The sequence below is a fragment of the Brevibacillus sp. NSP2.1 genome, from assembly GCF_000470975.2.
Classification (GTDB): domain Bacteria; phylum Bacillota; class Bacilli; order Brevibacillales; family Brevibacillaceae; genus Brevibacillus; species Brevibacillus agri.
This window is the reverse complement of record NZ_CP048274.1, coordinates 1050486-1076862: the sequence shown is the minus strand read 5'-3', so window position 1 is coordinate 1076862 and position 26377 is coordinate 1050486. Positions and strand designations below refer to the sequence as shown.

The 26377-nt window shown below is 55.8% G+C and carries 24 protein-coding genes and 2 riboswitches; of the genes, 9 read left to right on the top strand and 15 right to left on the bottom strand.

What is annotated here, in order from left to right; all coding sequences use genetic code 11:
* Positions 1–30: 30 nt before the first annotated feature.
* Positions 31–759, bottom strand: a complete 729-nt coding sequence (locus tag M655_RS05215; protein ID WP_005826607.1) for an amino acid ABC transporter ATP-binding protein — start codon at positions 757–759, stop codon at positions 31–33.
* A gap of 181 nt (positions 760–940) precedes the next feature.
* On the opposite strand from M655_RS05215, the gene sppA reads away from it, so the two are divergent.
* The 3 genes from sppA to M655_RS05200 all read left to right on the top strand — a co-directional run bounded on the left by sppA (position 941) and on the right by M655_RS05200 (position 3544).
* Entirely contained in the window at positions 941–1912 is a 972-nt protein-coding gene (gene sppA, locus M655_RS05210; RefSeq protein WP_005826609.1) for a signal peptide peptidase SppA, read from the top strand.
* A 15-nt stretch (positions 1913–1927) separates the two neighbouring features.
* Positions 1928–2401, top strand: coding sequence for an RDD family protein (locus M655_RS05205; protein ID WP_007776457.1), 474 nt, complete (start codon positions 1928–1930; stop codon positions 2399–2401).
* 132 nt (positions 2402–2533) lie between these two features.
* Complete coding sequence (locus tag M655_RS05200) at positions 2534–3544, top strand: CAP domain-containing protein (RefSeq protein ID WP_005826615.1); 1011 nt, start codon at positions 2534–2536, stop codon at positions 3542–3544.
* Between the two features lie 95 nt (positions 3545–3639).
* On the opposite strand, the gene M655_RS05195 is transcribed toward M655_RS05200, so the two are convergent.
* The 9 genes from M655_RS05195 to M655_RS05155 all read right to left on the bottom strand — a co-directional run bounded on the left by M655_RS05195 (position 3640) and on the right by M655_RS05155 (position 14375).
* Positions 3640–3780 (bottom strand): hypothetical protein, encoded by a 141-nt coding sequence (locus tag M655_RS05195; RefSeq protein WP_286085970.1) that lies wholly within the window; start codon positions 3778–3780, stop codon positions 3640–3642.
* Between the two features lie 177 nt (positions 3781–3957).
* Complete coding sequence (locus M655_RS05190) at positions 3958–5142, bottom strand: MFS transporter (protein ID WP_026558505.1); 1185 nt, start codon at positions 5140–5142, stop codon at positions 3958–3960.
* Between the two features lie 39 nt (positions 5143–5181).
* Positions 5182–7269, bottom strand: coding sequence for an ABC transporter ATP-binding protein (locus M655_RS05185; protein WP_026558504.1), 2088 nt, complete (start codon positions 7267–7269; stop codon positions 5182–5184).
* Between the two features lie 27 nt (positions 7270–7296).
* A complete protein-coding gene (locus M655_RS05180; protein ID WP_005826618.1) occupies positions 7297–9039 on the bottom strand; it encodes an ABC transporter ATP-binding protein in 1743 nt (580 codons plus the stop codon).
* A 227-nt stretch (positions 9040–9266) separates the two neighbouring features.
* Positions 9267–9821, bottom strand: a complete 555-nt coding sequence (locus tag M655_RS05175; RefSeq protein WP_007776467.1) for a GNAT family N-acetyltransferase — start codon at positions 9819–9821, stop codon at positions 9267–9269.
* A 160-nt stretch (positions 9822–9981) separates the two neighbouring features.
* Positions 9982–11022, bottom strand: a complete 1041-nt coding sequence (gene mtnA / locus M655_RS05170) for an S-methyl-5-thioribose-1-phosphate isomerase (protein WP_005826621.1) — start codon at positions 11020–11022, stop codon at positions 9982–9984.
* The gene (mtnK, locus tag M655_RS05165) at positions 11019–12248 is read right to left on the bottom strand and encodes an S-methyl-5-thioribose kinase (protein ID WP_005826623.1); all 1230 of its coding nucleotides are present in this window, start codon (positions 12246–12248) and stop codon (positions 11019–11021) included. Before mtnK ends, mtnA begins: the two co-directional genes overlap by 4 nt.
* Positions 12249–12428: 180 nt before the next feature.
* Positions 12429–12574, bottom strand: a riboswitch (SAM riboswitch).
* A gap of 92 nt (positions 12575–12666) precedes the next feature.
* The gene (locus tag M655_RS05160) at positions 12667–13860 is read right to left on the bottom strand and encodes an anti-sigma factor (RefSeq protein ID WP_026558503.1); all 1194 of its coding nucleotides are present in this window, start codon (positions 13858–13860) and stop codon (positions 12667–12669) included.
* Positions 13857–14375: a sigma-70 family RNA polymerase sigma factor gene (locus M655_RS05155; protein ID WP_026558502.1), complete on the bottom strand. Its 519-nt coding sequence runs from the start codon at positions 14373–14375 to the stop codon at positions 13857–13859. Before M655_RS05155 ends, M655_RS05160 begins: the two co-directional genes overlap by 4 nt.
* Positions 14376–14532: 157 nt before the next feature.
* Positions 14533–14683, top strand: a riboswitch (SAM riboswitch).
* 119 nt (positions 14684–14802) lie between these two features.
* Here M655_RS05155 and M655_RS05150 point away from each other — a divergent pair.
* Genes M655_RS05150 through mtnD form a run of 4 tightly spaced genes read left to right on the top strand, consistent with a single transcriptional unit; the run spans position 14803 to position 17869 of the window.
* Positions 14803–16017 (top strand): 2,3-diketo-5-methylthiopentyl-1-phosphate enolase, encoded by a 1215-nt coding sequence (locus M655_RS05150; protein WP_005826632.1) that lies wholly within the window; start codon positions 14803–14805, stop codon positions 16015–16017.
* On the top strand, positions 16014–16682 hold the full coding sequence (locus M655_RS05145) for a 2-hydroxy-3-keto-5-methylthiopentenyl-1-phosphate phosphatase (RefSeq protein ID WP_005826634.1): 669 nt from the start codon (positions 16014–16016) through the stop codon (positions 16680–16682). The genes M655_RS05150 and M655_RS05145 overlap by 4 nt, the downstream gene beginning before the upstream one ends.
* Positions 16683–16685: 3 nt before the next feature.
* On the top strand, positions 16686–17339 hold the full coding sequence (locus M655_RS05140; protein WP_005826636.1) for a methylthioribulose 1-phosphate dehydratase: 654 nt from the start codon (positions 16686–16688) through the stop codon (positions 17337–17339).
* 17 nt (positions 17340–17356) lie between these two features.
* A complete protein-coding gene (gene mtnD / locus M655_RS05135) occupies positions 17357–17869 on the top strand; it encodes an acireductone dioxygenase (protein WP_005826638.1) in 513 nt (170 codons plus the stop codon).
* A 78-nt stretch (positions 17870–17947) separates the two neighbouring features.
* On the opposite strand, the gene M655_RS05130 is transcribed toward mtnD, so the two are convergent.
* Genes M655_RS05130 through M655_RS05120 form a run of 3 tightly spaced genes read right to left on the bottom strand, consistent with a single transcriptional unit; the run spans position 17948 to position 21692 of the window.
* Positions 17948–19072, bottom strand: coding sequence for a Ger(x)C family spore germination protein (locus M655_RS05130; RefSeq protein WP_005826641.1), 1125 nt, complete (start codon positions 19070–19072; stop codon positions 17948–17950).
* The gene (locus M655_RS05125; protein ID WP_026558501.1) at positions 19069–20160 is read right to left on the bottom strand and encodes a GerAB/ArcD/ProY family transporter; all 1092 of its coding nucleotides are present in this window, start codon (positions 20158–20160) and stop codon (positions 19069–19071) included. The genes M655_RS05130 and M655_RS05125 overlap by 4 nt, the downstream gene beginning before the upstream one ends.
* A complete protein-coding gene (locus M655_RS05120) occupies positions 20157–21692 on the bottom strand; it encodes a spore germination protein (protein WP_026558500.1) in 1536 nt (511 codons plus the stop codon). The genes M655_RS05125 and M655_RS05120 overlap by 4 nt, the downstream gene beginning before the upstream one ends.
* Positions 21693–21853: 161 nt before the next feature.
* On the opposite strand from M655_RS05120, the gene M655_RS05115 reads away from it, so the two are divergent.
* On the top strand, positions 21854–22597 hold the full coding sequence (locus M655_RS05115; RefSeq protein ID WP_286085969.1) for a GerAB/ArcD/ProY family transporter: 744 nt from the start codon (positions 21854–21856) through the stop codon (positions 22595–22597).
* 49 nt (positions 22598–22646) lie between these two features.
* Positions 22647–23294, top strand: a complete 648-nt coding sequence (locus M655_RS05110; protein WP_026558498.1) for a Ger(x)C family spore germination C-terminal domain-containing protein — start codon at positions 22647–22649, stop codon at positions 23292–23294.
* Positions 23295–23378: 84 nt separating this feature from the next.
* On the opposite strand, the gene M655_RS05105 is transcribed toward M655_RS05110, so the two are convergent.
* Positions 23379–25157 (bottom strand): acyl-CoA dehydrogenase FadE, encoded by a 1779-nt coding sequence (locus M655_RS05105; RefSeq protein WP_005826652.1) that lies wholly within the window; start codon positions 25155–25157, stop codon positions 23379–23381.
* A gap of 36 nt (positions 25158–25193) precedes the next feature.
* Entirely contained in the window at positions 25194–26372 is a 1179-nt protein-coding gene (locus M655_RS05100) for an acetyl-CoA C-acetyltransferase (protein WP_005826653.1), read from the bottom strand.
* Between the last annotated feature and the right edge of the window lie 5 nt (positions 26373–26377).

The following is a 26377-nucleotide window of genomic DNA, read 5'->3' as shown; positions in this document are numbered from 1 at the left end:
CGAAGCAACTGGTGCCTTGCCTTTTGCCTTTTAGGCCAGAACTTTTCCGAGGAAAGAACGCAGCCGCTCGTGGCTGGTGTTGTCAAAAAGTTCCTCGGGGCTTCCTTCTGCCATAATCACGCCCTGATCCATGAAAATGATGCGGTCGCCGACTTCCCGCGCAAATCCCATCTCGTGCGTGACCACGACCATCGTCATCCCTTCCTTGGCCAAGTTTTTGATGACGGTCAGCACCTCACCCACCAGCTCCGGGTCGAGGGCGGAGGTCGGCTCGTCGAACAGCATGACTTTCGGGTTCATCGCCAGCGCGCGGGCAATCGCCACCCGCTGCATCTGGCCCCCGGACAACCGCTCCGGGTACACGTCGGCCTTGTCTTCCAGCCCGACCTTTTTCAGAAGCGCCAGACCCTGCTTGCGCGCTTCTTCTTGCGCGAGCTTTTTGACCTTGATCGGCGCCAGCATGACGTTTTCCAGAACCGTTTTATGCGGAAACAGGTTGAAGCGCTGGAACACCATCCCGACTTCTTCCCTGACCTTGTTGATATCTGTCTTGGGGTCTGACAAGTCATGCCCGTTAATGACGATCCTCCCGCCCGTCATTTGCTCCAGTTGGTTCAGACAGCGCAAAAAAGTACTTTTGCCCGAGCCCGACGGCCCGATGACACACACGACTTCCTTTTCCGCCACCTGTGTCGTAATTCCTTTTAACACCTGAAGCTCTCCGTAGCTTTTCGTCAAATCGGTCACTTGAATAATCATGGTCATCCCCCTAATTGCGGTAAATGCGTTTGCTGTAATCTATGTAACTATATTGTACCGCAATAGTTTGAAAATTGCACAAATAGTCTCTCGCCCAGTTTTTGCACTCCCTGTTTTTCCAAGCCCGGCCCGATGCGTAACTCTTCCCCTCGCGGCTCATGCTAAGGGGGAGGTGGTTTTCATGCAACGAAAAAAATGGGTGGCGCTCCTGATCGTGCTGGTCGTCTTTGTCGCGGGAATAACGGTAGAAGGCTTGGCCGGAAGCTACAAGGAGCTGGCCGACACCCCCGGATTCTCCTGGGAGGAAAACGTCGTGTACGGGTCAGGCAGCAACAAAATTGTGCAGTTGTTCGTAAACGGCGTCATTTCCGGGGAGCCGAACGCTTCCGGGATGCCTTCGATGGCAGAACTGCTCGCCGAGCAACTGCGGCGGGTCGAGGAAGACGACATGGTCAAGGCGCTCGTGCTCAGGATCGACAGCCCTGGCGGCGAGGTCGTCGCTACGGATGAGTTGCATACCCGGCTGATGCGGCTCAAGCAGTTGCGCGACATCCCGATCGTCGTCAGCATGGGCTCGACCGCTGCGTCGGGAGGCTACTACCTGGCAACGGCTGGCGATGCGATTTTTGCCAATCCGAATACATTGACCGGGAGTCTCGGCGTCATTTTTCAACTGTTTAATTACAACGAGGCCGCAGCCAAGCTGGGCGTCAAACAGTACGCGATCAAAAGCGGGCGCTACAAAGACATCGGCAGCCCGGCGCGCCCTTTGACCGATCCCGAGCGGCAAATTTTCCAGTCGCTGGTCAACGAGAGCTACCGAAAATTCGTCGATGTAATCGTCAAAGGCCGCAATCTCTCCCGCCAGCGCGTCTTAGAAATTGCCGATGGCCGCGTCTACTCCGGCGAGCAAGCCAAGCTGCTCGGACTGATCGACGAATTTGGCGATCTGGAAGAAGCGACCCGGCATGCACTCTCGCTCTCTGGCGAGCAGGAAGCGATGGTCGTGCGCTACAATGACCAGCTCTCCATCAGCAAGCTGTTGTTCAGCCTGAAGCAGCACTGGTCCAACCCTGATCCGCTCGGGCTTGCGCAGCTCGTGCAGCGCCAAAGCTCGCCGCGGCTCCTGTACCAATTCATCCCGTCGTTTTAAAAAGGAGTGAGAGGAATGAGCGACCTCATGGCAAGGCAAGAGCCGGACGGCTGGCAGGAGCCGCCTCGCGAGCACCACTTCGCAGGCTTTTGGATACGCGTAGCGGCCTCCCTGCTGGACTCCCTGTTTCTGGTCGGCGTCAGCCTGCTCGTGTTCAATCCGCTGCGGCGCGCCATGGGCGTATCCGGCGACTTTTTTTCGTTGATCGATCTGATGGAGGCGCTGTTCGGACTGTTGTACATGATCCTTCTGACCTGGTGGACGGGACAGACGTTGGGCAAGCTGATTACCGGAATCCGGGTCATTAGTGCCAGACAGTCCCGGGGCAACCTGTCGGGCGGCCAGGTCATCCTGCGCGAAGTGATTGGCAAGTTTTTGTCCACGCTGCCTTTTGGGCTCGGCTATTTGTGGGTGGCATGGAATCCGCAAAAGCAAGGCTGGCATGACTTGCTCGCGAAAACATACGTCGTCTACGACCGCAAAACGTGAAACCTCCGATCGTCTATTCGGAGGTTTTTCCTTTTTTCGTAACAGATTTGCTTCCTTTGACTCTGTTTTTGGCCCGTCTTTGCACTGATACTGGTAACAACCAAGGCAATTCCACTTCGAGGAGGAAGACATATGCACAAGAAAAAAGCAATCAGCATCCTCGCCTTAGGTCTTTCACTGGCTCTGCTCGGCCAGTTGTCACCCGTTTTTGGTGTGTCCGCCGCTCCTGTCGCAGCCGCAGAGCAAGCAGTCAAATCGGTGTCCACGTACGGCATCCAGCTCGGAATGAGCGCCGCTCAGGTCGAGCAAAAGCTGGGCAAGCCCGCACGCAAAGACCCGAGCCACACCGGAGTAGAATGGTGGATCTACAACAAAGATTTGAACAACTACATACAGGTGGGCATCCAAAACAGCAAAGTCGTCACGCTGTTTACGAACGGAGCGAAGATCAATATCGGGGGAATCACGATCGGTTCCACCACCAAAGCGTTGCAGGAGGCATGGGGAGCGCCACAGAACACTCTGGCTATTACTCCATCGCTGCGCATCCAGGACAATACGCTCAAACATCCGACTTATCTTCAAAACAATCAGGTCATCACCTTTTCCATCGATCAACTGGGCGGCAACAAAGTCGCAGGTGTCCGCATCTCCACGCCAGAGCACTTCGCCACGATCGCCATGGGCCTGATGTACCCGATTGTCTATACACAGTTGCCGGCACAGCCGAAGCTGACAGACGCCCAGATCAAGCAAGCCGCCATCGCTTATGAGAAAGAAAATTTCGACTTGCTGAACGTCGCTCGGCTGCGCGCCAAATTGCCTGTCCTGACCTGGGACGAGCAGGTCGCGGCTGTCGCCAGGGCGCACAGCAACGACATGGCGCAGCACAACTACTTCAGCCACACCTCGCCGACGACGGGAAGCCCGTTTGACCGCCTGAAAAAAGCAGGCATCCGCTACAGCTACGCGGGCGAAAACATCGCCTACGGCCAACTGGACGGCATTGAAGTCCACATGGGCTGGATGAACTCCTCCGGCCATCGGCAAAATCTTTTGAATCAAAACTTCAAACAGTTGGGCGTCGGTGTCGTCATCAAAGACGGCCGCCCGTTCTACACGCAAAACTTCGTCTCGAAGTAAGCGCTCGCGAAAAAAGACACGCCAGCACAATCGCTTGGCGTGTCTTTTGTTGCTCTAACGAAGACTTCTTGCCTCATCCACGGACAGAGTCGAAGTTACTGCTGCGCAGCCGCACTCGTAGCAGGAGCTGGCGGCGGAGCCTGACCCTCTCCGGAAAAAAACGGGATGATGACCAGACTGAGAACGAAAAACAAAATCCAGACGATCCCCCGCTTGAATATGCACGGAGTCAGCATCGGGTCAACCCCTTCCAAAAAAACAATTCTTCTATAGTAATACGCTTCCCTCCCCTGCGCCCGTTTATGCTTTTTTACGAAGAAAACTTACAGTTCAGCAAAAATGGTTGGGAAACCCCGGCAGCACAAAAAGCCATCCTCCACACATGCAGAGAATGGCTTCGTTTTTGGCATCCATCAGCCTTGTTTTTGCAATGGCAGCGGATAGCCCTCTGCCTGGGACTTGCTGTTTCGGGCAAACAGGCAGGCGGCGGCGAAGACCACGAGAAGCGCCCCCATCAGCCAAAACATCGTCCACGGCTCCCACAGCTCCATGAGCAAACCGTTGACGTTTGGCGCAAGAATGCTCGCTACCCCAAAGTTGATTCCCGCTATAATCCCCGCAGTCGGCACCATGGCCGCAGGCAAAATATCGGCCGAATAGGCCAGACCGAGCGAGTAAAACGATCCGACTGCCGCCCCGGCAAGCGCGAGCAGCAGCATCATCAGCCAGACGTTTTCCCCGGCCAGCGGGAACAGGAAAAAGGCAATCCCCCCGACAAGCGCACAGGCGAGCATCACTTGCCTGCGCCCGATCCGGTCGCTCAGCGTCCCGAGCGGCATTTGCAAAATAATGCTGCCGACTACAAACGACGGCAAAATCAGGGAAACCCACTCCAGCGACAAGCCTGTGCGCAACGCGTAGACCGGAAAGCTGCCGTTCAAAGACGTCTCCATGAACCCGTATAAAAAGGAAGGAATCAGCGACAGCCAGCCGATGCGCAGCACGGTGGCGTATTTGTTTTGTTTCTTTTCCGTTTGCTTGAGCTGTTCGGGATATTCGTTTTTAATCCGCGACAAAAGCACAAAAGCTACGGCGTACAAAAAAAGCAAGACGCCAAACGGCACCCACAGCCCGAGCGGCAACAAATTCAAGCCAAGCGGCCCGATGCTGAAGCCGACGCCATACGCCAGCCCGTACAGGGACAGGTCGCGTCCCCGCGTTTGCGGCGCGGCGATTTTCGTCACCCACATCTGGCTGGAGTAGTGCAGGCTGGAATCGCCAATCCCCATCAGCATGCGCAACACAAACCAGACAGCCAGGTGGCTGAACAGCGGGATGAGGGCAGTCGCAATCGTGAGCAGCAGCATTCCCCACAAAATCGTGGAACGGTAGCCGATCCGCCTCAGCGGAATTTCCAGCAAAGGCGAGACGAGCACCATCCCCACGTACAGAGCGGCGGCGTTCAGCCCGTTCATGACCGACGACACGCCCTGCTTTTCCAACAGCACAGCCAAAAGCGGAATGCTCAAGCCTTGGCTCAAGCCCGAGATGGCTACCACCAGGATCAACACCCAGAAGGTGTATCTCGACGAAGACATGGTGTTGAAGCTCCTTTCCCCTAAATCCTCTGTAAACCTCTATCCATTCACTTTAACAGAAAGACTCCCTTGTTGAAGCTGGTACATTTTTTGATACAGTCCATCCTGTGCCATCAGCTCGTCATGCGTTCCCCGCTCCACGATTTCCCCGCGGGACAATACGAGAATCTGGTCCGCGTGCTGGATCGTCGACAGCCGATGGGCAATGATAAACGTCGTCCGCCCGCGCGACAGGACGTGCAGCGCTTCCTGGATCGCCAGCTCGGTTTCGCTGTCGATGCTCGCCGTCGCTTCGTCGAGAATCAAAATCGCCGGATCGGCCACAAGCGCCCGCGCAAACGAAATGAGCTGCCGCTGACCCGCTGACAACGTCATGCCGCGCTCGACAACAGGCTCGTCGTACCCTTGCGGCAGGCGCGTGATAAACTCGTCGGCCCGCACTGCCTTGGCAGCCTGCACGACTTTTTCATCGGAAATCGCATCGTTGTACATGCGAATGTTGAAGCCGATGCTGCCCGTAAACAAAAACGGGTCTTGCAGCACCAGCCCGATATGACTGCGCAGCGAGTGCGTGTCGATCTGGCGCATGTCTTTTCCGTCGATCAGGATGCGCCCTTTTGTCACCGGATAAAAGCCGAGCAAGAGGTTCATCAGCGAGCTTTTCCCTGATCCGGTATGGCCGACGAGCGCAATCGTCTGGCCCGGCTTCGCGGTGAACGAAACGTTTTTCAGCACGTACTCCTCTTCGTTGTAGGCAAACGACACCTGGTCGAACACCACTTCCCCGCGCGGCCGCGCGATTGGCTCCCCGGCTTTCGGCGATTCGACCGCCGTGTCCAGAATATCGAAGACGCGTGTCGCCGAGATCGTCGCCTGCTGCATTTGCGACAGGCGGTTCATAATCATGTTGATCGGCTCGAAAAAGCGGCCCATGTAATCGACGAAAGCAAACAGCGCCCCGAACGAAATGACACTGTGAAACGACGCCGAGCCGTAGTACCAGATAATCAAGGTCAGGGCGATTTTCCAGATCAGATCGACAGCGGGCCGCAGCAGAAGCGACTCCAGGTTGATTTCCTTCATCCGCACCTTGAAGTAGCTTTCGTTCACCTGCGCAAACTCTTTTTGCACGCCTTCCTCGCGGCGAAACGCCTGAACAATCGTCATGTTCTGGATCATTTCGTTGATCGTCGCGTTCATGTCGCCAAGCTTCGCCCGAATCACCGCGTAGTAGCGGGAGCTATACTTTTGATAAAAGTAAACCAAAAGCGCGAGCAGCGGCACCGTCAGACAGCAAAACAGGGCCAGTTGCGGCTGGAGCACGAACAGCGCGACCAGAATTCCGATCAAATAAATCCCGTTTTGCACAAACGTGGCCAGCACGCTCACGTACAGCTCGCGAATCGCCTCGGTGTCGTTGCTCACGCGGGAGACGAGCGAGCCAACCGGCGTCTTGTCAAAAAAGGACACCGGAAGCTTTTGCAAATGCGCAAACAGCTTCATCCGCATCTGCTGAATGATGCGCTGGGCAATCGTTTGCAGCCACAAAATCTGCACGTAGTTGAAGCCCGCCGACAGCAAAATCAGCGCTCCGTACCCTAACGACAGCCAGATGATCGGCTGCACGTCGTTTTGGTACATCGCCAAAACTTCTTCGCCCGTCAGCCGGATTCCTGTCGGAGCCGCACTCGTCCCCGCCGCATCGCCCGCCGTCACCGCAAAGCGCTCCCGGCCATTTTCCGGCTCGATGGGCGTGAACTGCTTCTCGCCGTTTTGCTCGATTTTTCCCTCGATCAAGTAATACGTCGTGCCTGCCGCAACTACGGTCGCTTCGCTCGCCTGGATGCTGCCGGGTGTCAAGCCCGCATCGGCCAGCGCATCCTCCCGTATATAGTAGCGATCGTTTATCGCAACCACCAGGTCCTCGGGCACCTGCGGCTTTTGTTCAAACTCGTACCAGGGCTTCTGGATGGCGAGGATGTGATTGTCGATCATCGCCTTGGCCAGAAATGGTCCCGCCAGCTCCGCACTCGTCCCGAGCAGAAGCAGGATCAGCGCTCCCCCTATTTGCTTTTGAAACGGCCGCGCAAATGCGGCCAGCCGCTTCCATACGTGTTCTTTCCCCACGAAACGCTCTCCCTCCCTCTTCACGGCTTAGCCGGCAACATCCCGCTCCATTTGCTGTCTGCGATACTGCTCCGCATACCAGCCGTTTTGCTGCATCAGCTCATCATGTGTTCCCCGCTCGACAATCCGGCCTTCGTCCAGCACGAGAATCAGCTCGGCGTGTTGCACGGCAGACAGGCGGTGAGCGGTAATAATCGTCGTTTTGGCGGCGCGCTCCTCGCGCAAATGACGCAAAATCGCCTCTTCCGTCCGGGCGTCGACCGCCGACAACGAATCGTCGAGAATGAGGATGCCTGCATCGAGCAGCAAAGCCCTGGCAATCGAAATCCGCTGCTTTTGCCCGCCGGAGAGGGTCACGCCCTTTTCGCCCACCATCGTTTGCAGGCCATCGCGGAACTGGGCCAGATCATTGCTCATTTCCGCCAGCTTGAGCGCGTGCAGTACCTCCGCCTCTGTCGCTTGCGGCCGGCCAAACGCTACATTTTCCGCAATCGTCCGCGAGAACAGCAAATGCTCCTGCGGCACATAGGCGATTTTTTCCCGCAGCGCTGCAAATGACAGTTTTTCAATCGGCACTCCGCCGACAAACAGCGACTGCTCCTTCAACTCGTATTGATGCAACAGGGCGCGGCACAGCGTCGACTTCCCGCTCCCCGTCCGCCCGACAATGCCCAGCGTCTCGCCTGCCCCGAGCGAAAAGGTGATGTCAGTGAGCGCAGGCTTTTCACTGCCCGGGTAGGCAAAAGAAAACTGGCGAGCTTCTACCGTATTCGGCGTCTCGGCCGTCACCGGGTGGGCGACTTCCTTCACATCCGGCTGTTCCACCAAAAGCTCGGAGAGGCGCTTGTGGGACGCTCCGCCGCGCTGCAGCACGTTGACCAGCCAGCCAAAGGCGAACATCGGCCAGATCAAAAGCCCGAGGTACAGGTTAAAAGCGACCAGATCGCCCAAAGAAATCGCGCTCGTAAAGACGAGGTATGTTCCATAGCCAAGCCCGATCAGGAAGCTGAAGCCGATAATGATCGCAATCGTCGGCTCGAACAGCGCGTCGATCCGCGATACGCTCACGTTGCGCTCCAGCGTTTTTTCACTGACCCGGCGATAGGCTTCAATGTCTTCCTTTTCCTGCACAAACGCACGCAGCACACGCACGCCGGAAACCGATTGCTGCACGTGGTCGTTCATCTCGCCAAACGCTTCCTGGGCGAGATAAAAGCGCTCGTGCAGCAGTCTGCCGTAGTAGGCGGTCGACCAGGCCAAAAAAGGCATCGGGATCAGCGCCGCCAACGTCAGCTTCCAATCGATGACCGTCACCATGACCCCGAGCGTCAACAGCGTCATGAACAGCGAATCGACCAGCGTGAGCACGCCTGTACTCGCCGTTTGCTCGATCGCCGGAATGTCGTTGGTCGCGACAGCCATCAGATCGCCGCTGCGCTTGCGATGGTAAAACGACGGCGTCATCCGCGTCAGGTGCGCAAACAGACGCTCGCGCAAAGTCCGCTCCAAAATCAGCGCACCGCCGTTGAGCAAGTGTCGCCAGGCAAAACGCATCGCGTACAGCCCGACACCAAGCGAGAGCAGGATCGCAACCGTCCTGGTCAAATCCTGCGTCGTCAAAGAGCTGTTGCGCATCGCATCGACCGTCTCTCCGATCAGACGAGGCGGCCAAAGCATCAGGACGTCGATGAGAAATAAAAACAAGATACCGATTGTGTACCGTTTCCAGTACGCGCGAAAAAACCACGATAGCTCCTTGAGTGTATGCAAGCAGATCCCCCTCCCATGATGTAGCCTTGTATGGAACTCAATTGCAGCCAGCGCTTTTCTCCTGGGCAACTGCACCTTTCCAGCGAATGGACAAACCCGGCTGCGCCAAACCAAACCATGGGCGAAACCGTAATTGTACTAATATATAAAAAAGGCGCGCGCATCACGCACCCCTTCTTGCTTCCTTCATCGTAATTTACTGAATTTTCTTTGTCAATCCAACTTTTTCAGCTACGTCTTGCCAGCCATTCTTCCTTCAACATGCTGTACACGGCATGGTCGACAAAATGGTCGTACAGAAACTCGTTGCGGCGCAGGATTCCTTCCAGTTGAAAGCCCAGCCGCTCCGGGATCGCTCTGCTCCTGTAATTTTCCGTCGCCGCCTGAATCGTGACCTTTTCCAGCCCCCACGAGCCGAAAATAAGCTGGTCCATGTACGCCGCCACTGCCCCGGTCATCAGTCCCTTGCCCTGGAACTGGGCGCCGAGCCAATAGCCGATCGCCGTTTTCTTGTTGATCCAGTCAATATTGTGCACGCCCAGCGTTCCGGCCAGCCGTCCGTTGTGCCAGATTCCGTAGTGAATGCCCTGATTGTCGTTATGCTGCTGGATCGTTCGCTGGATAAAATGGCTCGTATCCTCGACACGCTTCGTAAAATTCAGCCAAGGCAGCCATTCCTTCAGGTAGGGTCTGTTGGTGTCCGTGAGCCAGAACATTTCGGCGGCATCGGACAGCTCAAGCTGTTTGAGAAACGTCTCCTCATTAATCGGTATCCTTCTCATGCAAAAGCCCTCCTTATATTATGTAGATGCAGCGACTAAAGACTGGCAAACGACTGCTTACGCTCGATTATGCGACCGGAGCCATTGTTTGGCAAGCGGCAGGGACGCTTCTTGCGCAAAAAGCGCCCGCCAGCGAACTGGCAGACGCTCATGAGCGTGATTATTGTTTGCTTTTCGCAATCTCTTCCGGTTTGAAAATGCCCGTCTCGGTGACAATCGCCGTAATGTATTGGGCAGGCGTCACATCGAACGCCGGATTGTACACTTTGATGTCGTCAGGTGCTACCTGTTTGCCCAGGCCGTGCGTGATCTCCTCGGCCGGACGCTCCTCAATCGGAATGTCCGCGCCTGTCGGTGTTGCCAGGTCGACTGAGGACAGGGGAGCTGCCACGTAAAAAGGAATGCCGTGCGCCTTTGCCAAAACCGCTACCCCGTAGGTGCCGATCTTGTTGGCGACATCGCCGTTGGCCGCCACGCGGTCCGTTCCGACGACGACCGCCTGCACTTTGCCCTGCGACATCACCATCGCCGCCATGTTGTCGCAGATCAGCGTGACGTCGATGCCCGCCTGCTGCAATTCATACGCGGTCAGGCGAGCGCCTTGCAAGACGGGACGCGTCTCGTCTGCATATACTTTCAGATTCCAGCCGCGTTCCTTGGCCAAATAAAAGGGAGCCGTAGCCGTTCCGTACGCTGCCGTCGCCAGCGCCCCCGGATTACAGTGCGTGAGAACGCCCATGCCGTCTTGCAGCAGCGTGAGCAGATGCTCTCCGATCGTCCGGCACACCTCGGCGTCTTCCTTTTGAATCGCCAGCGCTTCGTCAAGCACAGCGGCTTTCAGCTCTGCGATTGGCAGGGCAGCGTCTTTTTTCACGCGCGCCTTGATCCGGTCGAGCGCCCAGAACAGGTTGACAGCGGTAGGGCGGGATGTGCCCAGGTAGTCTGCCTGACGGTTCAACTCCTGCCAAAACGCTTCGTACGTCTGTGCCTCGCTGCCGCGAATCCCCAGGTACAATCCATATGCTGCGGCCATGCCGATTGCCGGCGCGCCGCGCACTTCCAGGCGGCGAATGGAGCCCCATACTTCTTCTGCGGTCGTCAGCCGCAAGTAAATCGTCTCTACTGGCAAACGCGTCTGGTCAAGCAAGACGAGCGCGTCGTCTTCCCACTTGACTGGCGTTGTTTGTGTACTGGTTGTCATACTGTCGTTGCCTCCTGATAGTAGCGTGCGGTTACCTGGCGGACGATGTCCGTGATGTCTGTCGATTCGTCGACGTTGCTGCGGCCGAGAATCAGCGCTTCTCCGATCGCCAGCGCCAGTCGCTCGGCTTCTGCCCGTTTTTCATCGTCTGCGATGGTGTTCAGATCAGCCACTCCCGCAAGCCCGATCACGCGGCGCAAAATTTTGCAGCCGGCATAGCCCGCCGTGTCCTGAATCAGTCGCTTCACGTAGCTTTGCCACAAGCCTTCGACGTGAGCGCTGCGCTCTTTTGCCTGTTTGTGCCAGAGCTGAACGAACTGGGAAACGAATTCGTTCCAGACATCTTCCACCGTTTCCAGTAAGTATTCGCGGTACGAGTCGCGTTCTCCTGGGTCTTCTTGCAATCCGTGTTGACCTGCGTAGTTGAGCAGCAGGTTGGCGATGACCGCGCCGATGTCAAAGCCGATTGGCCCGTAGTAGGCAAATTCCGGGTCGATCGCTTTCAGGCTCGTCTCGGTGATGAAAATGCTGCCCGTGTGCAAGTCGCCGTGCAGCAGCGCTTCTGCGCGCGTGAGGAAGTCGTATTTCAGCTTGGCGATCTCCAGCTTGAGCGGCTTGTTGTTCCAGATCGCTTCCACTTCCCGGCGAATCAGCGGGTTGAAGTCGTTGGTCGGCGCATTTTCGTACGGATCGGTAAAGACGAGATCTTCTGTGATTTTGCACAATTCCGGATTTATGAATGTTCCGACGAGCGCTTTTTTGTCGTACGGATGCGCGCCCAAATCCGATGTGTAGAACAAGGTGTGCGCGAGAAAACGGCCGATCTGCTTCGGAAAAAGCGGATAGCGCTTGCCCTCAATCAAGCCTTTGCGCATGATGATGTGGTCGCCTACGTTTTCCATCACCGTCAGGGCCAGCTCCTGATCGAAGTGGTACACTTCCGGCACCAGGTCCGGTACGTATTTGTGCTGGATGCGAAGCGCTTCGCTCTCGATCCGGGCGCGGTCGATGGTCAGCGGCCACGACTCGCCCACGACTCTCGCAAACGGCAGCGCCTGCTTCACGATCACTTTTTTTCCGGTAGCCGACTCCTGAATATCGAACACCAGATTCAGGTTCCCGTCCCCGATTTCGCGGCTGGTCAGCTCGGCCCCCTCTGTAAACAGACCCGGCAAGCCTTTTACGTACTCTACTGCTTCCTGTTCAGTCAATGCGCGGTATGCCATGATTGATTACTCCCCTCGTTAAGTAGTTTCTCTCTATCTGTAGCGGACTGGTCATATCCCCCAGCCTTGCGGTCAAACGGTGTCATGCGGCCATCGGCGTTCGTGCTGTGACATACAAAAAGACCTCTTTTCCGAAGAAAAGAGGTCGCTGTCGTCACGTACAAATAACGTGTCATGTCCCCCTTATCTTCCAGACCACTTTTGTTTCTGCAGGAATTAGCACCGTGCACGTCGCTTTTTGCTTCAATCGCTGCTCGCGTTGAAATCGCGTCGTGTCGGTTGCCGGGTATCATCGGGCCAGTCCCTCCACCTTCTCTGGATAAGGTATCCAAACGTATGCGGTTTTGATTTAGTTTGAATCATACAACCTGCGGTTCCACGATGTCAACACTCTTTTTTTGCAAAAACGGCTCGCCTTCTACCAGCTATTCTGCGTCCCCGAGGCGGCGGGGCGCTCCCAGTTCCACCAGTCGATTTTGCCGACAAACGCGGCGGTAATTGACTTTTCCTCCTTGAGCCTGAGCAGCTCCTTCGTCGGCCCGGTCAGGACGGCGCCGTAGATGCGCACGCCTTTTTCCTGCAAATAGCGATAGCGCTCCTCGAGTTGCGGATTGCCGCCCGAAAGCAGCGCGTAGCCCATATCGCGCGCCAAGCTTTTTTGCTCGGTCAAATACTTCATCTCGCCCATGAAGGCGGCCATTCGCCGCTCGCCTTCTCCGTTCACCTGAATCGGCGCGGTTCCGTAATCCAGCTCCCGCTCGGCAAAGCCCCAGACCTCCCCCGGGCCGAGTAGCAGATTGCCGGCTTCCCCGTCAACTTGTTTCACCTCCACGCCAGTGTCGACGGCAAACCAGACCGTCTCCTGGTTGTAGCTGCTGACATGGCGGGAAACCAGCTCGACATACTGCTCATACGTCAGGAAGCTGTCAAACGAGATCGCCAGTTGGGAAACCGTTCCTTCCGGCAGCTTTTCCAGCGTCGTCCAGGCAGGCGTGCGCAAAAAGGACGTGTCTTCTTCCGGTTCTCCGGCCGATAGCGGATAGCGGAAAAACAGCTTTTGCTCCCTGCCGCCCCCTGTCCACTCCGGTCTGGCGCTCACGTTCCACAGCACATTCGTGCTCCGAAAGCGGCCAGCGCTTTTGGCCTCGTTGCCAACCTGCTCTCGCAGCTCCATGTCGATGCTGCCGTACAACAGCCCCACCTGCGAGCCGCTGCTGCCCACGCTCACGCCAGGCTGGGTAAAATTGACCATGTCCCGTGCCACCCGGAACAAATCGTCATGCATCAGCGTCCCCACCCAGCCGTTTACGAACAGCAAGAGCACACCCGCGAGGCAAGGAATCGCGAAGGCATAGAAGGAGGTCGTCAGCCTGTTTTTCCACTTTCCCCGTCGGACGATCGCCCGTTGTCTTGCTTCCGAAAGCCCTGGCGCAGCCTCCTGCTTGCCGTCTGTCCCTTGTTCTTCCCCGAGCAATAGCCGTTCCAGCCGCTTCCCGTACTCTTCGTCGTCTGCCAGTTCCTCGCCCAGCCGTTTCGCTTCCTCTCCCGTCAAATCCCCTCTCAGGTAAGCAAGCAGTTTTTGCTCGCGGTCATCCCCGTTTTGGTTCGTCATAGCCCTTCCTCCTTCCACAGTTGCCGCATCTTTTGCCGTCCCCGAAACAGGGAGCGCTTGACATCCGCCAGTTCGATTCCCAGCACCTCCGCCATTTCCGCGTAGGAAAACTGCATCGCCGACAGCAAAATCACCTGTCGCTGCTTTTCCGGCAGCCGCTCCAAACAGGCGGATGCCGCCTCCCACAACTCCTGGTTCACGAGCTGGTCAGCGGGATCGACGGCGGAAGCATCCAGTCGTTCCGGCACGCTCCCGACGTAATCGACTGGCCGCCGCTTCTGTTTGCGATGCCAGTCCACGAAGGCGTGGTAGGCCACCTTGAACAGCCACGGCCGCACTTTTTCCCCGCGATAGTCATCCAGGGAGGCATACGCGCGAAAAAAAGTCTCCTGCGTCAAGTCTTCCGCCTGCCTCCGATCGCGTGTGAGCCGGAAAAGATAGCGGTATATATCGTTTACGTGCAACTGGTACACGTCCTCCAAGCCTACTTTCCCAATGCCTCCACACCCTTTCATCCGATACCACCCACGCTGAGTAAAAAAGTTTCACTTGCTGCCTCCTTTTCCCTGTGAGCAGATGCACATTCTCGGAAAAACAAAGATTGACTAGCGGAACGAGAAGGCATATCATGGGTGTATCGCACACGGATAGATGACGTGTGAACCACATAAACTCTTATCGCGAGCTGGCTGAGGGACTGGCCCTATGATGCCCGGCAACCGGCGCTATTTTTTTGCGTTCGACAAAAATAGCGAAACGGTGCTAATTCCAACGGATAAGAGTCGGAGCTGTTTGTTCCGGCTACTGACCCGAGAGATGAGAGGAGACGAGACGTTTTCATAGTCGACAACCGCCTCCCCGCTCAAGTGGGGAGGCTTTTTTGCATGATTACATGTTTCGAAACGACCACGACAGCTTTTCAAGCTGCCAAGGAGGACTAGCATGAGTGAGCAACGCATCCTCGTCACCTATTTGACACAAGCCAAAGACTTGAACAAAAAAGCCGCTGCCATCGCAGTCGGCATGACGGTCGGCTCCTGGACGGACTTGCCCGCTGCCAAGCAAGCGGAGCTGGCGCCGTACCTAGGCGAAGCCGTCAGCGCCACTCCGCTGGAAACATTGGAAAACGGGGATGTGCGCGGGCTGATTACCGTCAGCTACCCGACCCGCAACTTCACCAGCGACATTCCTTCGCTCTTGACCGGAATTTTCGGAAAGCTCTCGATGGACGGAAAAATCAAGCTGGTCGACATCGCTTTTCCCGACTCGTTCCTCCAGGCTTTTCCCGGACCGAAGTTCGGCATAGACGGACTGCGCGGACGACTGGACGCCCAAAACCGTCCGCTCCTGATGAGCATTTTCAAATCTTGCCTCGGCCTGCCGTTCGACGATCTGAAAACGCAATTTAAAGCACAGGCGCAGGGCGGCGTCGATTTGGTCAAAGATGACGAAATTTTCTTCGCGGACGACCGCGCACCGTTTTTGGAGCGCATCCAGGCGTTCAAACAGATCGCCCTGGAGACCGAAGCCGAGACAGGCAAGCCTGTCCTCTACGCCGCCAACCTGACCGGGCCGATCAACGAGCTGAACGAAAAGGCAAAACGCGCGGTCGAAGCGGGCGCCGACTGCCTGCTGTTCAACGTGCTGGCCTTCGGCTTCGATGCCCTGCACCGCCTGGCAGCCGATCCGGATGTCAACGTCCCGATCATGGCGCACCCGGCGCTCGCAGGCGCGTACTATCCGTCGCCTGACTACGGCATCGCCACGCCGCTTCTGCTCGGCACCTTGATGCGGATCGCCGGAGCAGACCTGGTGCTGTTCCCGTCTCCGTACGGCAACGTGGCGCTGGACAAGACAGAAGCGCTGCAACTCGCCCACAACTTGACGACGCCGCTGGAGGGCGTGCGCCGCTCGTTCCCGGTTCCGTCCGCAGGCATTCATCCCGGACTCGTGCCGCAGTTGTATCAGGACTTCGGTCTCGACCAAATCGTCAACGCGGGCGGCGGCATTCACGGCCACCCCGGCGGCGCGACGGCCGGAGCGAAAGCTTTTGTCGACGCAATCACTGCCGTCACTGCCGGGCGCAGCCTGGAAGAAGCCGCTGCCGGATCGCCTGAGCTTGCCATCGCCCTGGAAAAGTGGGGTGGCGCACGATGAGCAAAAAGCTCGTGCTGTTCTGCGATTTCGACGGAACGATTACGGAAAAAGACAACATCGTCGCGATTGTGAAAAAGTTCGCTCCCCCCGAATGGGAAGCACTCACCAAACAAATTCTTTCGCAACAAATAAGCGTACAGGAAGGCGTCGGCAAGCTGTTTCAGTTGCTCCCTTCTTCCTTGCGCCAGGATATTGTAGACTACATCGTCCAGGAGGCTACGATTCGCCCCGGCTTCGCTGACTTCGTCCGCTTTTGCCGCGAGGAAGGCATCGAGCTTTTGATTACGAGCGGCGGCATCGACTTTTTCGTCCAGCCGATTCTCGCTCCGTTTGACCTTAGCGGTGTCCCGATCTACTGCAACGGCAGCGACTTCTCCGGCGAGAACATCACGATCACGTGGCCGCACTCCTGCGACGAGCAATGCACAAACGGCTGCGGCATGTGCAAGACGACCATCATTCGCCGCTACGACCCTGCCACTCACTATCGCGTCGTCATTGGCGATTCGATCACGGACCTGGCTGGCGCAAAGATCGCCGACTACGTCATCGCCCGCTCCTTCCTCGCCGAGAAGGCACAGGAGCTTGCGCTGCCGCACAGCACATTCGCGACCTTCCACGACGTGATTGGCACGCTGACCGAACTGAAACAGGAGGTTGTCTAATCCATGACCGCAACACTCGAACAACGTCTGGACGCTTTTCGCCGTCTGGACGACGCCAAGCTGACATTTGCCCGCCGGGACTGGTTTCCCGGTACCAGCGGCAATCTCTCGATCAAAATCCAGAACGAGCCGCTGCAATTTGCCGTAACCGCAAGCGGCAAAGACAAGACCAAGCTGTCGCCGGAAGACTACCTCGTAGTCGATCGAGATTCCCGCCCTGTAGACGCGACTTCGCTCAAGCCGTCCGCAGAGACGTTGATCCACGCCGTCGTCTATCAAAAGTTCCCGCAGGCAGGTGCCTGCTTCCACGTCCATACCGTTTGGAACAACCTCATCTCCGAGCTGTACTTCGGCCAGCGCGCCTTCTCCATCCAGGGGCAAGAGCTGATTAAAGGCTTGGGCATTTGGGAGGAAAACGCGCGTATCACTGTTCCGATTGTTGAGAACTTTGCCGATATTCCGACCCTGGCCGCCGCGATTGAAAAAGTCATCACCCCGGAAATTCCGGGCGTGCTCATCCGCAACCACGGCATTTACGCATGGGGCGGCAACGACTTTGAAGCGAAGCGCCACCTGGAAGCATTTGAATTTCTGTTCGAGTACCACGCCCGCTGGCTGCAACTGCGCCAAGCCGTCGTGTCCACTACAACCAATTAACCAAGGAGGCAAACAAGATGGCACAAATTCGTTTCCACGACACTAACGAGTACATTTCCGCACCGGAGGAAGTCATTTCCTTCCTGGACAGCCAAGAGATCATTTACGAAAAATGGGGCGTAGACCGCCTCGATCCCAAGCACCGCGACAACTACAGCCCGACAGAGGAAGAAAAACAGGAGATTCTCGCCGCCTTCAAGCCGGAGATCGACGCGATCAGCGAGCGCCGCGGCTACCTGACTGCCGACATCATCGTCCTCTCTGACAAAACCCCTAACCTCGATGAGCTGCTCGTGAAATTCAAGAACGAGCATCATCACACCGACGACGAGTGCCGCTTCTGCGTAGACGGCCACGGCATTTTCGCGATCAAGGGCAAAGACGGGCGCTACTTCGACGTCGAGCTTGAGCCAGGCGACCTGATCTCCGTACCGCCGAACTTCCGCCACTACTTCACCTTGATGGACGACCGCAAAATCAAGGCAATCCGCCTGTTCGTCACTCCTGCAGGCTGGGAGGCTATCTACTGATACGTATCGCAAAAACAAACAAGCACCTTGGACCATAGCCTTGGCGACAAGGTGCTTTTCCTTTTTCCTGCTATTTACTCACTTAATGACGCCATCGCCTATAATCGACACCTCCGGCACAATACGGACATCGGCTCTGGCAAATGCCGCCGGCCAATCTTCCTGTACCTTTTTCCACTCCTCGTACTCATACGCACGGGCGTACACGCCAAAGCCAAACGGGTCTGTTCCACTCTCCTGGCACTTTGTGACCAGATTTGCGAACTCTTTGCGCAGTTCCTCGCTAATCATTTGCTCCATTTTCCTGTAGTCTTGTTCCATGTCGAACAAAAACAGCCTTTCGGTGATGGAAATGCGAATTTTCATTTTTACGTCGAATTGAAACCGATTGTTACGGTAGCTTGTTTTCACGGAGCGATTGACGCCATTCACCAAAAAACTGAGCCGATCCCTCGCTATGTGATTGCTGCCACCGTTTACGGGAAGCGGAAGCGTCAAGGATGTCTCTCCCTGCTTTTGATTACGGAGCATCTGCAACAGCATCGTATCTCTTGGCTCGAGCAGCGCAGCGTACTTGCCGCCCTTGTTTAGCAGTGCCGTCCCCAATACTTTAACAGAGCGTCCTGAATTGATTTCAGCGAGTAACGGTGTGCCTCCTTTTTCAAACATTTGTCGATGAAATTCCTGTAACCTTGTTGTTACTGTCAAATTCCTTTGGCTTGCCTTATCGAGCAGCCTGGTTAGGTGAAGCGGAAGCCGCGGCTTATCCGTCGGATTAAAATTGAACAGCTCCTTGACCGGCCCGTCGCAAACGATCACTCGCGCATTCACCGTAAATCGCGCATCGCGAAACATCACATCCATAATGGGAAACCAATCGGGATGTTCCAACAGTTTTTTCCCGATAACGAACACCTGTATTTTGCCTGATAACGAAAGGCCCGTCACCAGCCCGTCAAACCGTCCTCTTGCCTGACGGAGCGATTCTATCTTGACTCCGTACTCCTCTTCCTTATCCTTGGCTTCCTTGCTGAACACCGGACTCGATAAATAGACGAGAAGCTGATCTTTTTCATTCAGATCTATCCCTGTCATCAGGGTGATCGTCGCGTCTTCCAGATCAATCCGATCCACACACCCCGTCAGCAGGGAGACTACACACAAAATCAATAGAACGTGTACGTATCTTTTTATAACCTTCACTCCTTCACTGACCTACGCAGCAGCCAGATCGGCACAAAAGCCAGAACGGGCAGCGCGTATCCGAATAGCAAACCGCCAGTGCTCCACCACTGCTTCCATTTGAGTAAATCCATGAACGTAGGCGTATACAGCCAAAGCAGTAAAATAACCAACAGCAAAGCGATGCCTAAATGCTTGCGATGATCTGCTGCACCGAACAATTGACTTGACGAGAAGACTGAAAAATACAGATAAGGGAAGCTGGTTGTAGACAAATAAAATAAATAGAAAGCGAGAAAGATAATATCCATTCGTTCCAAAAATCGATACTCAATCACCTTCCATAAATTCAATGTTGGCCACGTATATTGTAGAATTTCATCAGGGTTGAAAAACACGAAACTGAACAAGGTGATATTCATAAAAATCAGCATGGACAACGTATTGGCCACAACGATACCAAGGACTGCATACTGCTTTTTCTGCAAAAAAGGATAGAGAAAAAAAGCCAGTTCAAATCCTAAAAAAGACAGAACCGTTGATTTTGTTGCCACCAGAATCGGCCACCACCCTTCCTTGAAAATAGGGAGCAAATAAAGCCAGTTCGTTTTCGGCAAGACAGTGACCAAGACGATCGGCATCCACAGCGTCAGATAAAAGATCAGCTCGGCATACCGTCCAAGCACCCGCAAGCCGCCTTGGAGAACCATATAAGCCGGAACAGCCAGCAAAATACCTACCATATAAATCGGTGTCTGACTAAGAATCCACGTATTGACGATGGCCGCAGTGTTGGCCATGACAGTGAAAGAGGCAAAACCGCAATAGACGGCGATTCCTGCAACACAGACTTTCCCCAGCCATTTACCCAAAAACAACGGCAGCAGATCCACAATCGTTTTGCCGGGATAGCGCTTCATGATGCCGATGATGACCAGGCTGACCGCCATAGCCGCGAACCAACCAATCAAAATTGAGAGCCATCCGTCCGTCCCTGCCACCTCGGCCAGCTCTCGCGGCATGGACAACACCCCGATCCCTACCTGCGCACCGTGAATCAAATAAATGTACTGGAAGACCGTCAGTTCATTGAAGGCATATTTTTTCATTCGCCATCTCCCCTTGGACGATTATCTCCCTGCCTTCTCGCTTGAATGGCCCTCGTGCTGACTGGCCGATCCCGCATCGTCCAAAACGGCAAGCGGACAAAGAAATCTTTCCAGTCGCTGAAACGAGCGGGCGCGAGCGGACTTCCGTAGGGAACGCCAAGCGATTCCAACTGGATCAGATGGGCAATGAGGCCCATCAGCCCGACGATAATCCCGACGATACCGAACAAAGCAGCCAGCACCATCATGAGAAACCGGAGCAGTCTAACCGCAGACCCCATATCGTAATTCGGGATGATAAAGGAGGAGATCGCTGTAAACGCGACCACAATCACCATGATGTTGCTGACAATCCCCGCCTGAACTACTGCCTGCCCAATGACGATCCCCCCCACGATGCCTACCGTCTGTCCGATGGGCGTTGGCAGCCTGACCCCTGCTTCCCGCAGCATTTCCAAGGTCAGTTCCATAAGCATCGCTTCGAGTAAAGGCGGAAAAGGCACTCTCTCTCTCGACTCTCCGACCGATAAAATCAAGTCGAGCGGAATCACCTCGTAGTTAAACGAGATCAGGGCGATGTAGAGAGCCGGAAGAAAGGTCGCGATGATAAAAGCCAGCCCCCGCAACAGACGAATAAACGACGAAACAAGCCAGCGCGTGCTGTAATCGTCCACGTTTTGAAAAAAGGAGGAAAAGGTGGCAGGGCCAATCAAGACGCTGGGAGAACGGTCTACCACGACGGCGATCTTGCCTTGCAAAATGTGCGAGGCCACCGAATCGGGCCGCTCCGTCATCATCAACTGCGGAAAAGGGGAAAACGGATTGTCCTCAATCAACTCTGCCAGCTCGCCTGTATTGAGAATCGAGTCGATCTTGATCTGCTTGATCCGGTCCTCCATTTCTTGCAAAACCTCCGGATGTGCGACATCTTGCAAAAATAGGATCGACACCCGGGTAGCTCCCCTGTCCCCTATCCAAAATTCCTTGATTTTCAACTCCCGATTAGGCAAGTAGCGGCGAATCAGGGCGATATTTTGCATCCCTGTCTCCACAAACCCCTGGTGGGCGCCCTTCAAAGACGCTTCCAGTTGCGGGTCCTCAATCGCCCGCTGCGGCCAGCCGTGCGTATCGAGAACGAACGCCTCGTTGCGCCCTTCTACAAACATGACACAGCTGCCGTCGAAAATCTCCTTTTCAACGGTGCGAAAATCGCGGGCAATCGAGACATCTCCTACCGACAGCAGGTCGAGAATTCCCGCTTTTCCCCGATCCCGCTGAGCCAGCATCGGCCGCAGCACATTGTTGTTGATGGAGTTTTTGTCCACAAGCCCAGTTAAATACACGATCGCTGCCGAACCTTCGAGCATACTGCTTTCAAACGTGCGAATCACCAGGTCAGGTGTCAGCGTGAATATGCGCTCCAGTTCGCTAATATTTTCGCCCAGGCTGTCGCTTATCGGGTGGGCATGGGACGGCTGAATTCTGTCTTTTGCCGACACCCGTTTCCTTCTCAGCCATCCTCTCATCGTCATCTCGAACCGTTCCCCATCCTCTGCTCAGTATGTTCTCTTAGCTTTCGTGGCAGCTTCCAAAAATATGCATGCAACCTTCGAAGGCACGCCTGTCCTGTCGCATAAATCGAGACGACCTGCAAATACTGACAAAAGAACTGGAACAGTCTGGCGGGAGAACTATGAAAAACGGACTAGCTTTTACTCAAATCGTAGCAATACTGATGCTGGCCAACGGCTTGATGAACCATGTCATCGTCATCCCCATGATGCTCGACTCTGCCAAGAGAGATTCGTGGATTTCCGTCCTTTTTGCCGGGGCTCTCTACCTGATCTGGACGTGCTTTCTTTACTTTATCTATCTGAGAACCGGGCGCGAACACCTTTTTGTTTGGTTGCAGAACCGATACGGCTTCTTCGTTTCCCGCCTGTTGGCGCTACTGACCTCTCTCTATTGCTTTATTATCGGGAAGATGACCATAACAGACACGGTCACCTGGATCAACCTGTCTTTTGCTCCCCAGACTCCGCTGACGGTTCACACTGTCCTCTTCGCCGCTTTGTGTCTCGTCAACGCTCTGTTCGGGATACGCTCCATTGCAATGACGTCGACGGTGTTGTTGCCAGTCGTCGTAGGGTTTTTCGTGATGTCCACGAATTTTCAGAACAAAGACTACCGCCTGCTTCTGCCGATCATGGAAAACGGGATGGCCCCGGTGCTCAAAGGCATGATGTACGCGGGAAGCGGCTTTGTGGAACTGCTCCTGTTTTTGTTTCTGAAGCATCATCTGAAAAGCAAAGTGCCTTACTATCAGTTTTTCTCGCTGGCGATGTCGCTGATTGACTTGACCTTGGGGCCGAACGATTGGCGCGATCGTCGAATTTGGCCCGGCGGAAGCCGCCAAGCTGCGCTACCCGGCCTATGAAGAGTGGCGGCTAGCCAATATCGGCATTTATATCGAGCATCTCGATTTTTTGAGCATTTACCAATGGTTCAGCGGGGCTTTCACCCGAATCGCGCTCGCCCATCTGCTGATCGTGGAAATCTGGATGATACCTGGCGGGCGAAAACGGATCTGGTGGCTGACCGGACTCTTTTTCCTTTCGTCGACGCTCTCGCTCCTGCCGCTCAGCGCCATCCAGTTTTACAGCTTGCTGGCCGCGCTCCGAGCTGCTCGGCTTGCGCTGGATGGACAAGCATGTAGTCCGTACGCTTTTGGAGGTAAAAAAGACAAACAGACGCTCGCCATGCTCGTGCTCGAAAAGCCAAAAGCAGCCATACGTCCGGTGCTCCGCGGCGAGAACGTCGTTTTTCAGGTGGATGTCGACATCTCTGGCTTTATTACCCAGCTTTTCCGCAAAGGCCCTGTGCGGGAAATCGAAATCGAAACGGAAGCAGCCAAAAAAATCGAGGAAGAGATTCGCGGACTGTTTGAAAAAGGGCTGAAGCTGGGCGCAGACACTCTCCAGCTCGGGCACACGCTCTATCGCAAGCACCCGCATGAGTGGCACAGACTGCAAAAAAATAGCGCGCTCCCGCTTCGCCCCGACATGCTGGAGTCGGTAAACGTGCAGGTGCACATCAACGACGGCGGTATTTCCAAAGTGAAGCAAAAGCCTTGAGCCAAGCTTTTTGGTTGCGGGCAAAAGAAAAAGGAGCAAAGAATGACTCTTCGCTCCTTTTTTCTGTATGCGTGTCTGTGCGGTTTACACCACGTATCCGCCTGCTTCGATGACGCGATCGGCAATCGACCGTTTCAGCGCAACCGTATTGATCGGCGTACGGCGTGTCAGCTTTTTCAGGATCGAGAGGCGCAGGCGCAGCTCATCTCCTTCTTCCATGGCAGCGAGCGCTTCCTTCGCCCACGCTTCGATGCGATCAAACGCTTCATGCACATAGACCGCTGTCAACTCCAGCTTTTGCTGCTCCGCTTCCAGTCCGTTGGCCGCAATCGCTTTTTCCGTGCGCTTCACGATGCTGTCCATTGCGTACAGCTCGATCAGCATGTCGGCAGCGAACGCCAGCAGCTCCTGCTCCTTGGAAATCGCTTGCTGGTACTTCATCAGCGCGGAGCCTGCCACCATCAGGATGATTTTGCGCGTCATGCTGAGCAGGTGCTTCTCCACCGCGAGCGGCGCTTCCTCGATCTCCTCCGGGTAATAGCTCATCAGCTCGGCTTGCAGGCTGGTCGCTGCTTGCAGAAGCGGCAGCTCGCCCTTCATCGCCTTTTTCACCAACGTGTCCGGGATGAGCAGTCGGTTGATCTCGTTCGTGCCTTCAAAAATCCGGTTGATCCGCGAGTCGCGGTACATGTTTTCGATCTCGTACTCGGACATGAAGCCGTATCCGCCGTGGATTTGCACGCCTTCGTCCACGCAGTAGTCCAAAACTTCCGTAGCAAACACTTTGTTGATCGAGCATTCGATGGCGTAGTCGGCAATCGCCTTCGCGACTTCTGCGCCGTCATCCGCTTTTTCGCCCAGGCGGCCGAGCGCAGTGTCGAACAGGCCGACTGTCCGGTAGACGGAGCTTTCTGCGGCGTACGCTTTGATCGCCATGTTCGCCAGTTTGTTTTTAATCAAAGTGAAATTGGCGATTGGCGTTTTAAACTGCTTCCGCTCCTTCGCGTAGTTCGTCGCCAGCTCCAGCGCTTTTTTCGCGGAGCCGACTGCGCCGACTGCCAGCTTGTAACGGCCTACGTTCAGGATGTTAAAGGCGATGACGTGGCCTCTGCCCGGCTCGCCCAACAAGTTTTCCACAGGCACGGGCACATCCTGCAAAATGACGGTGCGAGTCGAGGAGCACTTGATGCCCATTTTCTTCTCTTCCGGTCCAAACGATACGCCAGGGAAGGTGCGCTCGACGATGAAGGCCGTGAATTTTTCCCCGTCGATTTTCGCATAGACGATAAACACGTCAGCAAAGCCTGCGTTCGTGATCCATTGCTTCTCTCCGTTGAGGATGTAATGCTTGCCGTCAGCAGAGAGAGTCGCTGTCGTTTTGGCTCCCAGCGCGTCGGAGCCGGAGCCTGGCTCTGTCAGGCAATAGGCCGCGATCCGTTTTCCGGACGCCAGATCAGGCAGATAGCGCTGCTTCTGATCTTCGTTTCCAAAGTACACGATCGGCAGCGAGCCGATGCCCACATGTGCGCCATAGCTCAGCGCGAAGCCGCGCGCAAGCGAAAACTTTTCGGTGACCAAAGCCGTGCTGACTTTATCCAGGCCAAGTCCTTCGTACTTCTCCGGCACATCGCCAGCCAACAGGCCAAGCTCCCCTGCTTCCTTCAGCAGACGGACGGAAATGTCGAAGTTGTGCTGCTCCAATTCTTCCAGATGCGGACGAACTTCGTTGACGACAAAGTCCTCCGTCGTTTTCGCGATCATTTTTTGCTCCTCGCTGTACTCCTCCGGCACGAACACGTCGTCTGCCGAACCTGCGTCAATCAAAAAGCTTCCACCACGGATCAATTCTTTCGTATCTGCCATGCTATCCCTCTCCTTTTATGAAAATGGACGTACGTGCTAGATCATTTCAAAAACGCCTGCGGCTCCCATGCCTCCGCCGATACACATAGTGACGACGCCGTACTTGCCGCCTCTGCGCTTCATTTCATTCAAGAGCGAGACGGTCAGCTTCGCGCCGCTGCAACCGAGTGGATGGCCCAAGGCGATAGCGCCGCCGTTGACGTTTACTTTTTCCGGGTCCAGGCCAAGCTCTCGAATGACCGCAATCGACTGGGACGCGAACGCTTCGTTCAGCTCGAACAAATCGACGTCGTCCAGGCTGATCCCCGCCAGCTTCAACGCTTTCGGGATCGCGACGACCGGACCGATCCCCATGACATCCGGGTCCACCCCGCCAACGGTAAAGGAGCGGAACTTCGCGATAGGCGAAACGCCCAGCTCTGCCGCTTTGTCGGCTGACATGACGATCACCGCTGCCGCGCCATCGCTCGTTTGCGAGGAGTTCCCGGCCGTTACGCTGCCCTGCACGTGGAAGACCGGCTTCAGCTTGGCGAGCGCCTCCAGCGTCGTATCTGGGCGCGCGCCTTCGTCCTTGTCAAAAATGCGCTCGCGGATATGCACCTTTCCGGCTTCGTCTACCGTGTACTGCTTCACCGTCAGCGGCACGATTTCGTCCTGGAACTTGCCCGAGCTGATCGCCGCAACCGCGCGCTGATGGCTGCGGAGCGCAAACGCATCCTGGTCTTCGCGGGTCACATGGTAGCGCCGCGCCACTTCCTCCGCCGTATGCCCCATGCTCATGTACGCCTCAGGCTTCGTCTCCACCAGTGTCGGATTGAGCGCGACCTTGTGGCCGAGCATCGGCACGAGGCTCATGCTCTCCACTCCGCCTGCCACGACCACGTCCGAGCTGCCGACCATAATCTGTTGCGCGGCATAGGCAATCGTCTGCAAGCCGGAGGAGCAAAAACGGTTGATCGTAATGCCCGCGACATTTGTCGGCAGTCCGGCGCGCAGTCCGATCAGCCGCGCCATATTCATGCCCTGCTCTGCTTCCGGCACCGCCGTCCCCATGATGACGTCCTCGATATCCGCCGGGTCCAGTTGCGGAACGCGGCGGAGCAAATCCGCTACGACGGCTGCCCCCATGTCGACGGGATGTACGTCTTTGAGACTTCCTTTTTTCGCTCGGCCGACCGCAGTCCGGGCCCCTGCGACAATTACTGCTTCTCTCATCGTTT

What these genes read in the sequence shown, in the direction of transcription:
- M655_RS05145 (WP_005826634.1), top strand. Translation starts at nt 16,014, where the DNA reads ATGAGCAAAAAGCTCGTGCTGTTCTGCGATTTCGACGGAACGATTACG.
- M655_RS05100 (WP_005826653.1), bottom strand. Translation starts at nt 26,372, where the DNA reads ATGAGAGAAGCAGTAATTGTCGCAGGGGCCCGGACTGCGGTCGGCCGA.
- sppA (WP_005826609.1), top strand. Translation starts at nt 941, where the DNA reads ATGCAACGAAAAAAATGGGTGGCGCTCCTGATCGTGCTGGTCGTCTTT.
- M655_RS05115 (WP_286085969.1), top strand. Translation starts at nt 21,854, where the DNA reads ATGAAAAACGGACTAGCTTTTACTCAAATCGTAGCAATACTGATGCTG.
- mtnA (WP_005826621.1), bottom strand. Translation starts at nt 11,022, where the DNA reads ATGACAACCAGTACACAAACAACGCCAGTCAAGTGGGAAGACGACGCG.
- M655_RS05205 (WP_007776457.1), top strand. Translation starts at nt 1,928, where the DNA reads ATGAGCGACCTCATGGCAAGGCAAGAGCCGGACGGCTGGCAGGAGCCG.
- M655_RS05150 (WP_005826632.1), top strand. Translation starts at nt 14,803, where the DNA reads ATGAGTGAGCAACGCATCCTCGTCACCTATTTGACACAAGCCAAAGAC.
- M655_RS05125 (WP_026558501.1), bottom strand. Translation starts at nt 20,160, where the DNA reads ATGAAAAAATATGCCTTCAATGAACTGACGGTCTTCCAGTACATTTAT.
- M655_RS05155 (WP_026558502.1), bottom strand. Translation starts at nt 14,375, where the DNA reads ATGAAAGGGTGTGGAGGCATTGGGAAAGTAGGCTTGGAGGACGTGTAC.
- M655_RS05105 (WP_005826652.1), bottom strand. Translation starts at nt 25,157, where the DNA reads ATGGCAGATACGAAAGAATTGATCCGTGGTGGAAGCTTTTTGATTGAC.
- M655_RS05175 (WP_007776467.1), bottom strand. Translation starts at nt 9,821, where the DNA reads ATGAGAAGGATACCGATTAATGAGGAGACGTTTCTCAAACAGCTTGAG.
- M655_RS05195 (WP_286085970.1), bottom strand. Translation starts at nt 3,780, where the DNA reads ATGCTGACTCCGTGCATATTCAAGCGGGGGATCGTCTGGATTTTGTTT.
- M655_RS05215 (WP_005826607.1), bottom strand. Translation starts at nt 759, where the DNA reads ATGATTATTCAAGTGACCGATTTGACGAAAAGCTACGGAGAGCTTCAG.
- M655_RS05120 (WP_026558500.1), bottom strand. Translation starts at nt 21,692, where the DNA reads ATGACGATGAGAGGATGGCTGAGAAGGAAACGGGTGTCGGCAAAAGAC.
- M655_RS05200 (WP_005826615.1), top strand. Translation starts at nt 2,534, where the DNA reads ATGCACAAGAAAAAAGCAATCAGCATCCTCGCCTTAGGTCTTTCACTG.
- M655_RS05190 (WP_026558505.1), bottom strand. Translation starts at nt 5,142, where the DNA reads ATGTCTTCGTCGAGATACACCTTCTGGGTGTTGATCCTGGTGGTAGCC.
- mtnK (WP_005826623.1), bottom strand. Translation starts at nt 12,248, where the DNA reads ATGGCATACCGCGCATTGACTGAACAGGAAGCAGTAGAGTACGTAAAA.
- M655_RS05140 (WP_005826636.1), top strand. Translation starts at nt 16,686, where the DNA reads ATGACCGCAACACTCGAACAACGTCTGGACGCTTTTCGCCGTCTGGAC.
- mtnD (WP_005826638.1), top strand. Translation starts at nt 17,357, where the DNA reads ATGGCACAAATTCGTTTCCACGACACTAACGAGTACATTTCCGCACCG.
- M655_RS05160 (WP_026558503.1), bottom strand. Translation starts at nt 13,860, where the DNA reads ATGACGAACCAAAACGGGGATGACCGCGAGCAAAAACTGCTTGCTTAC.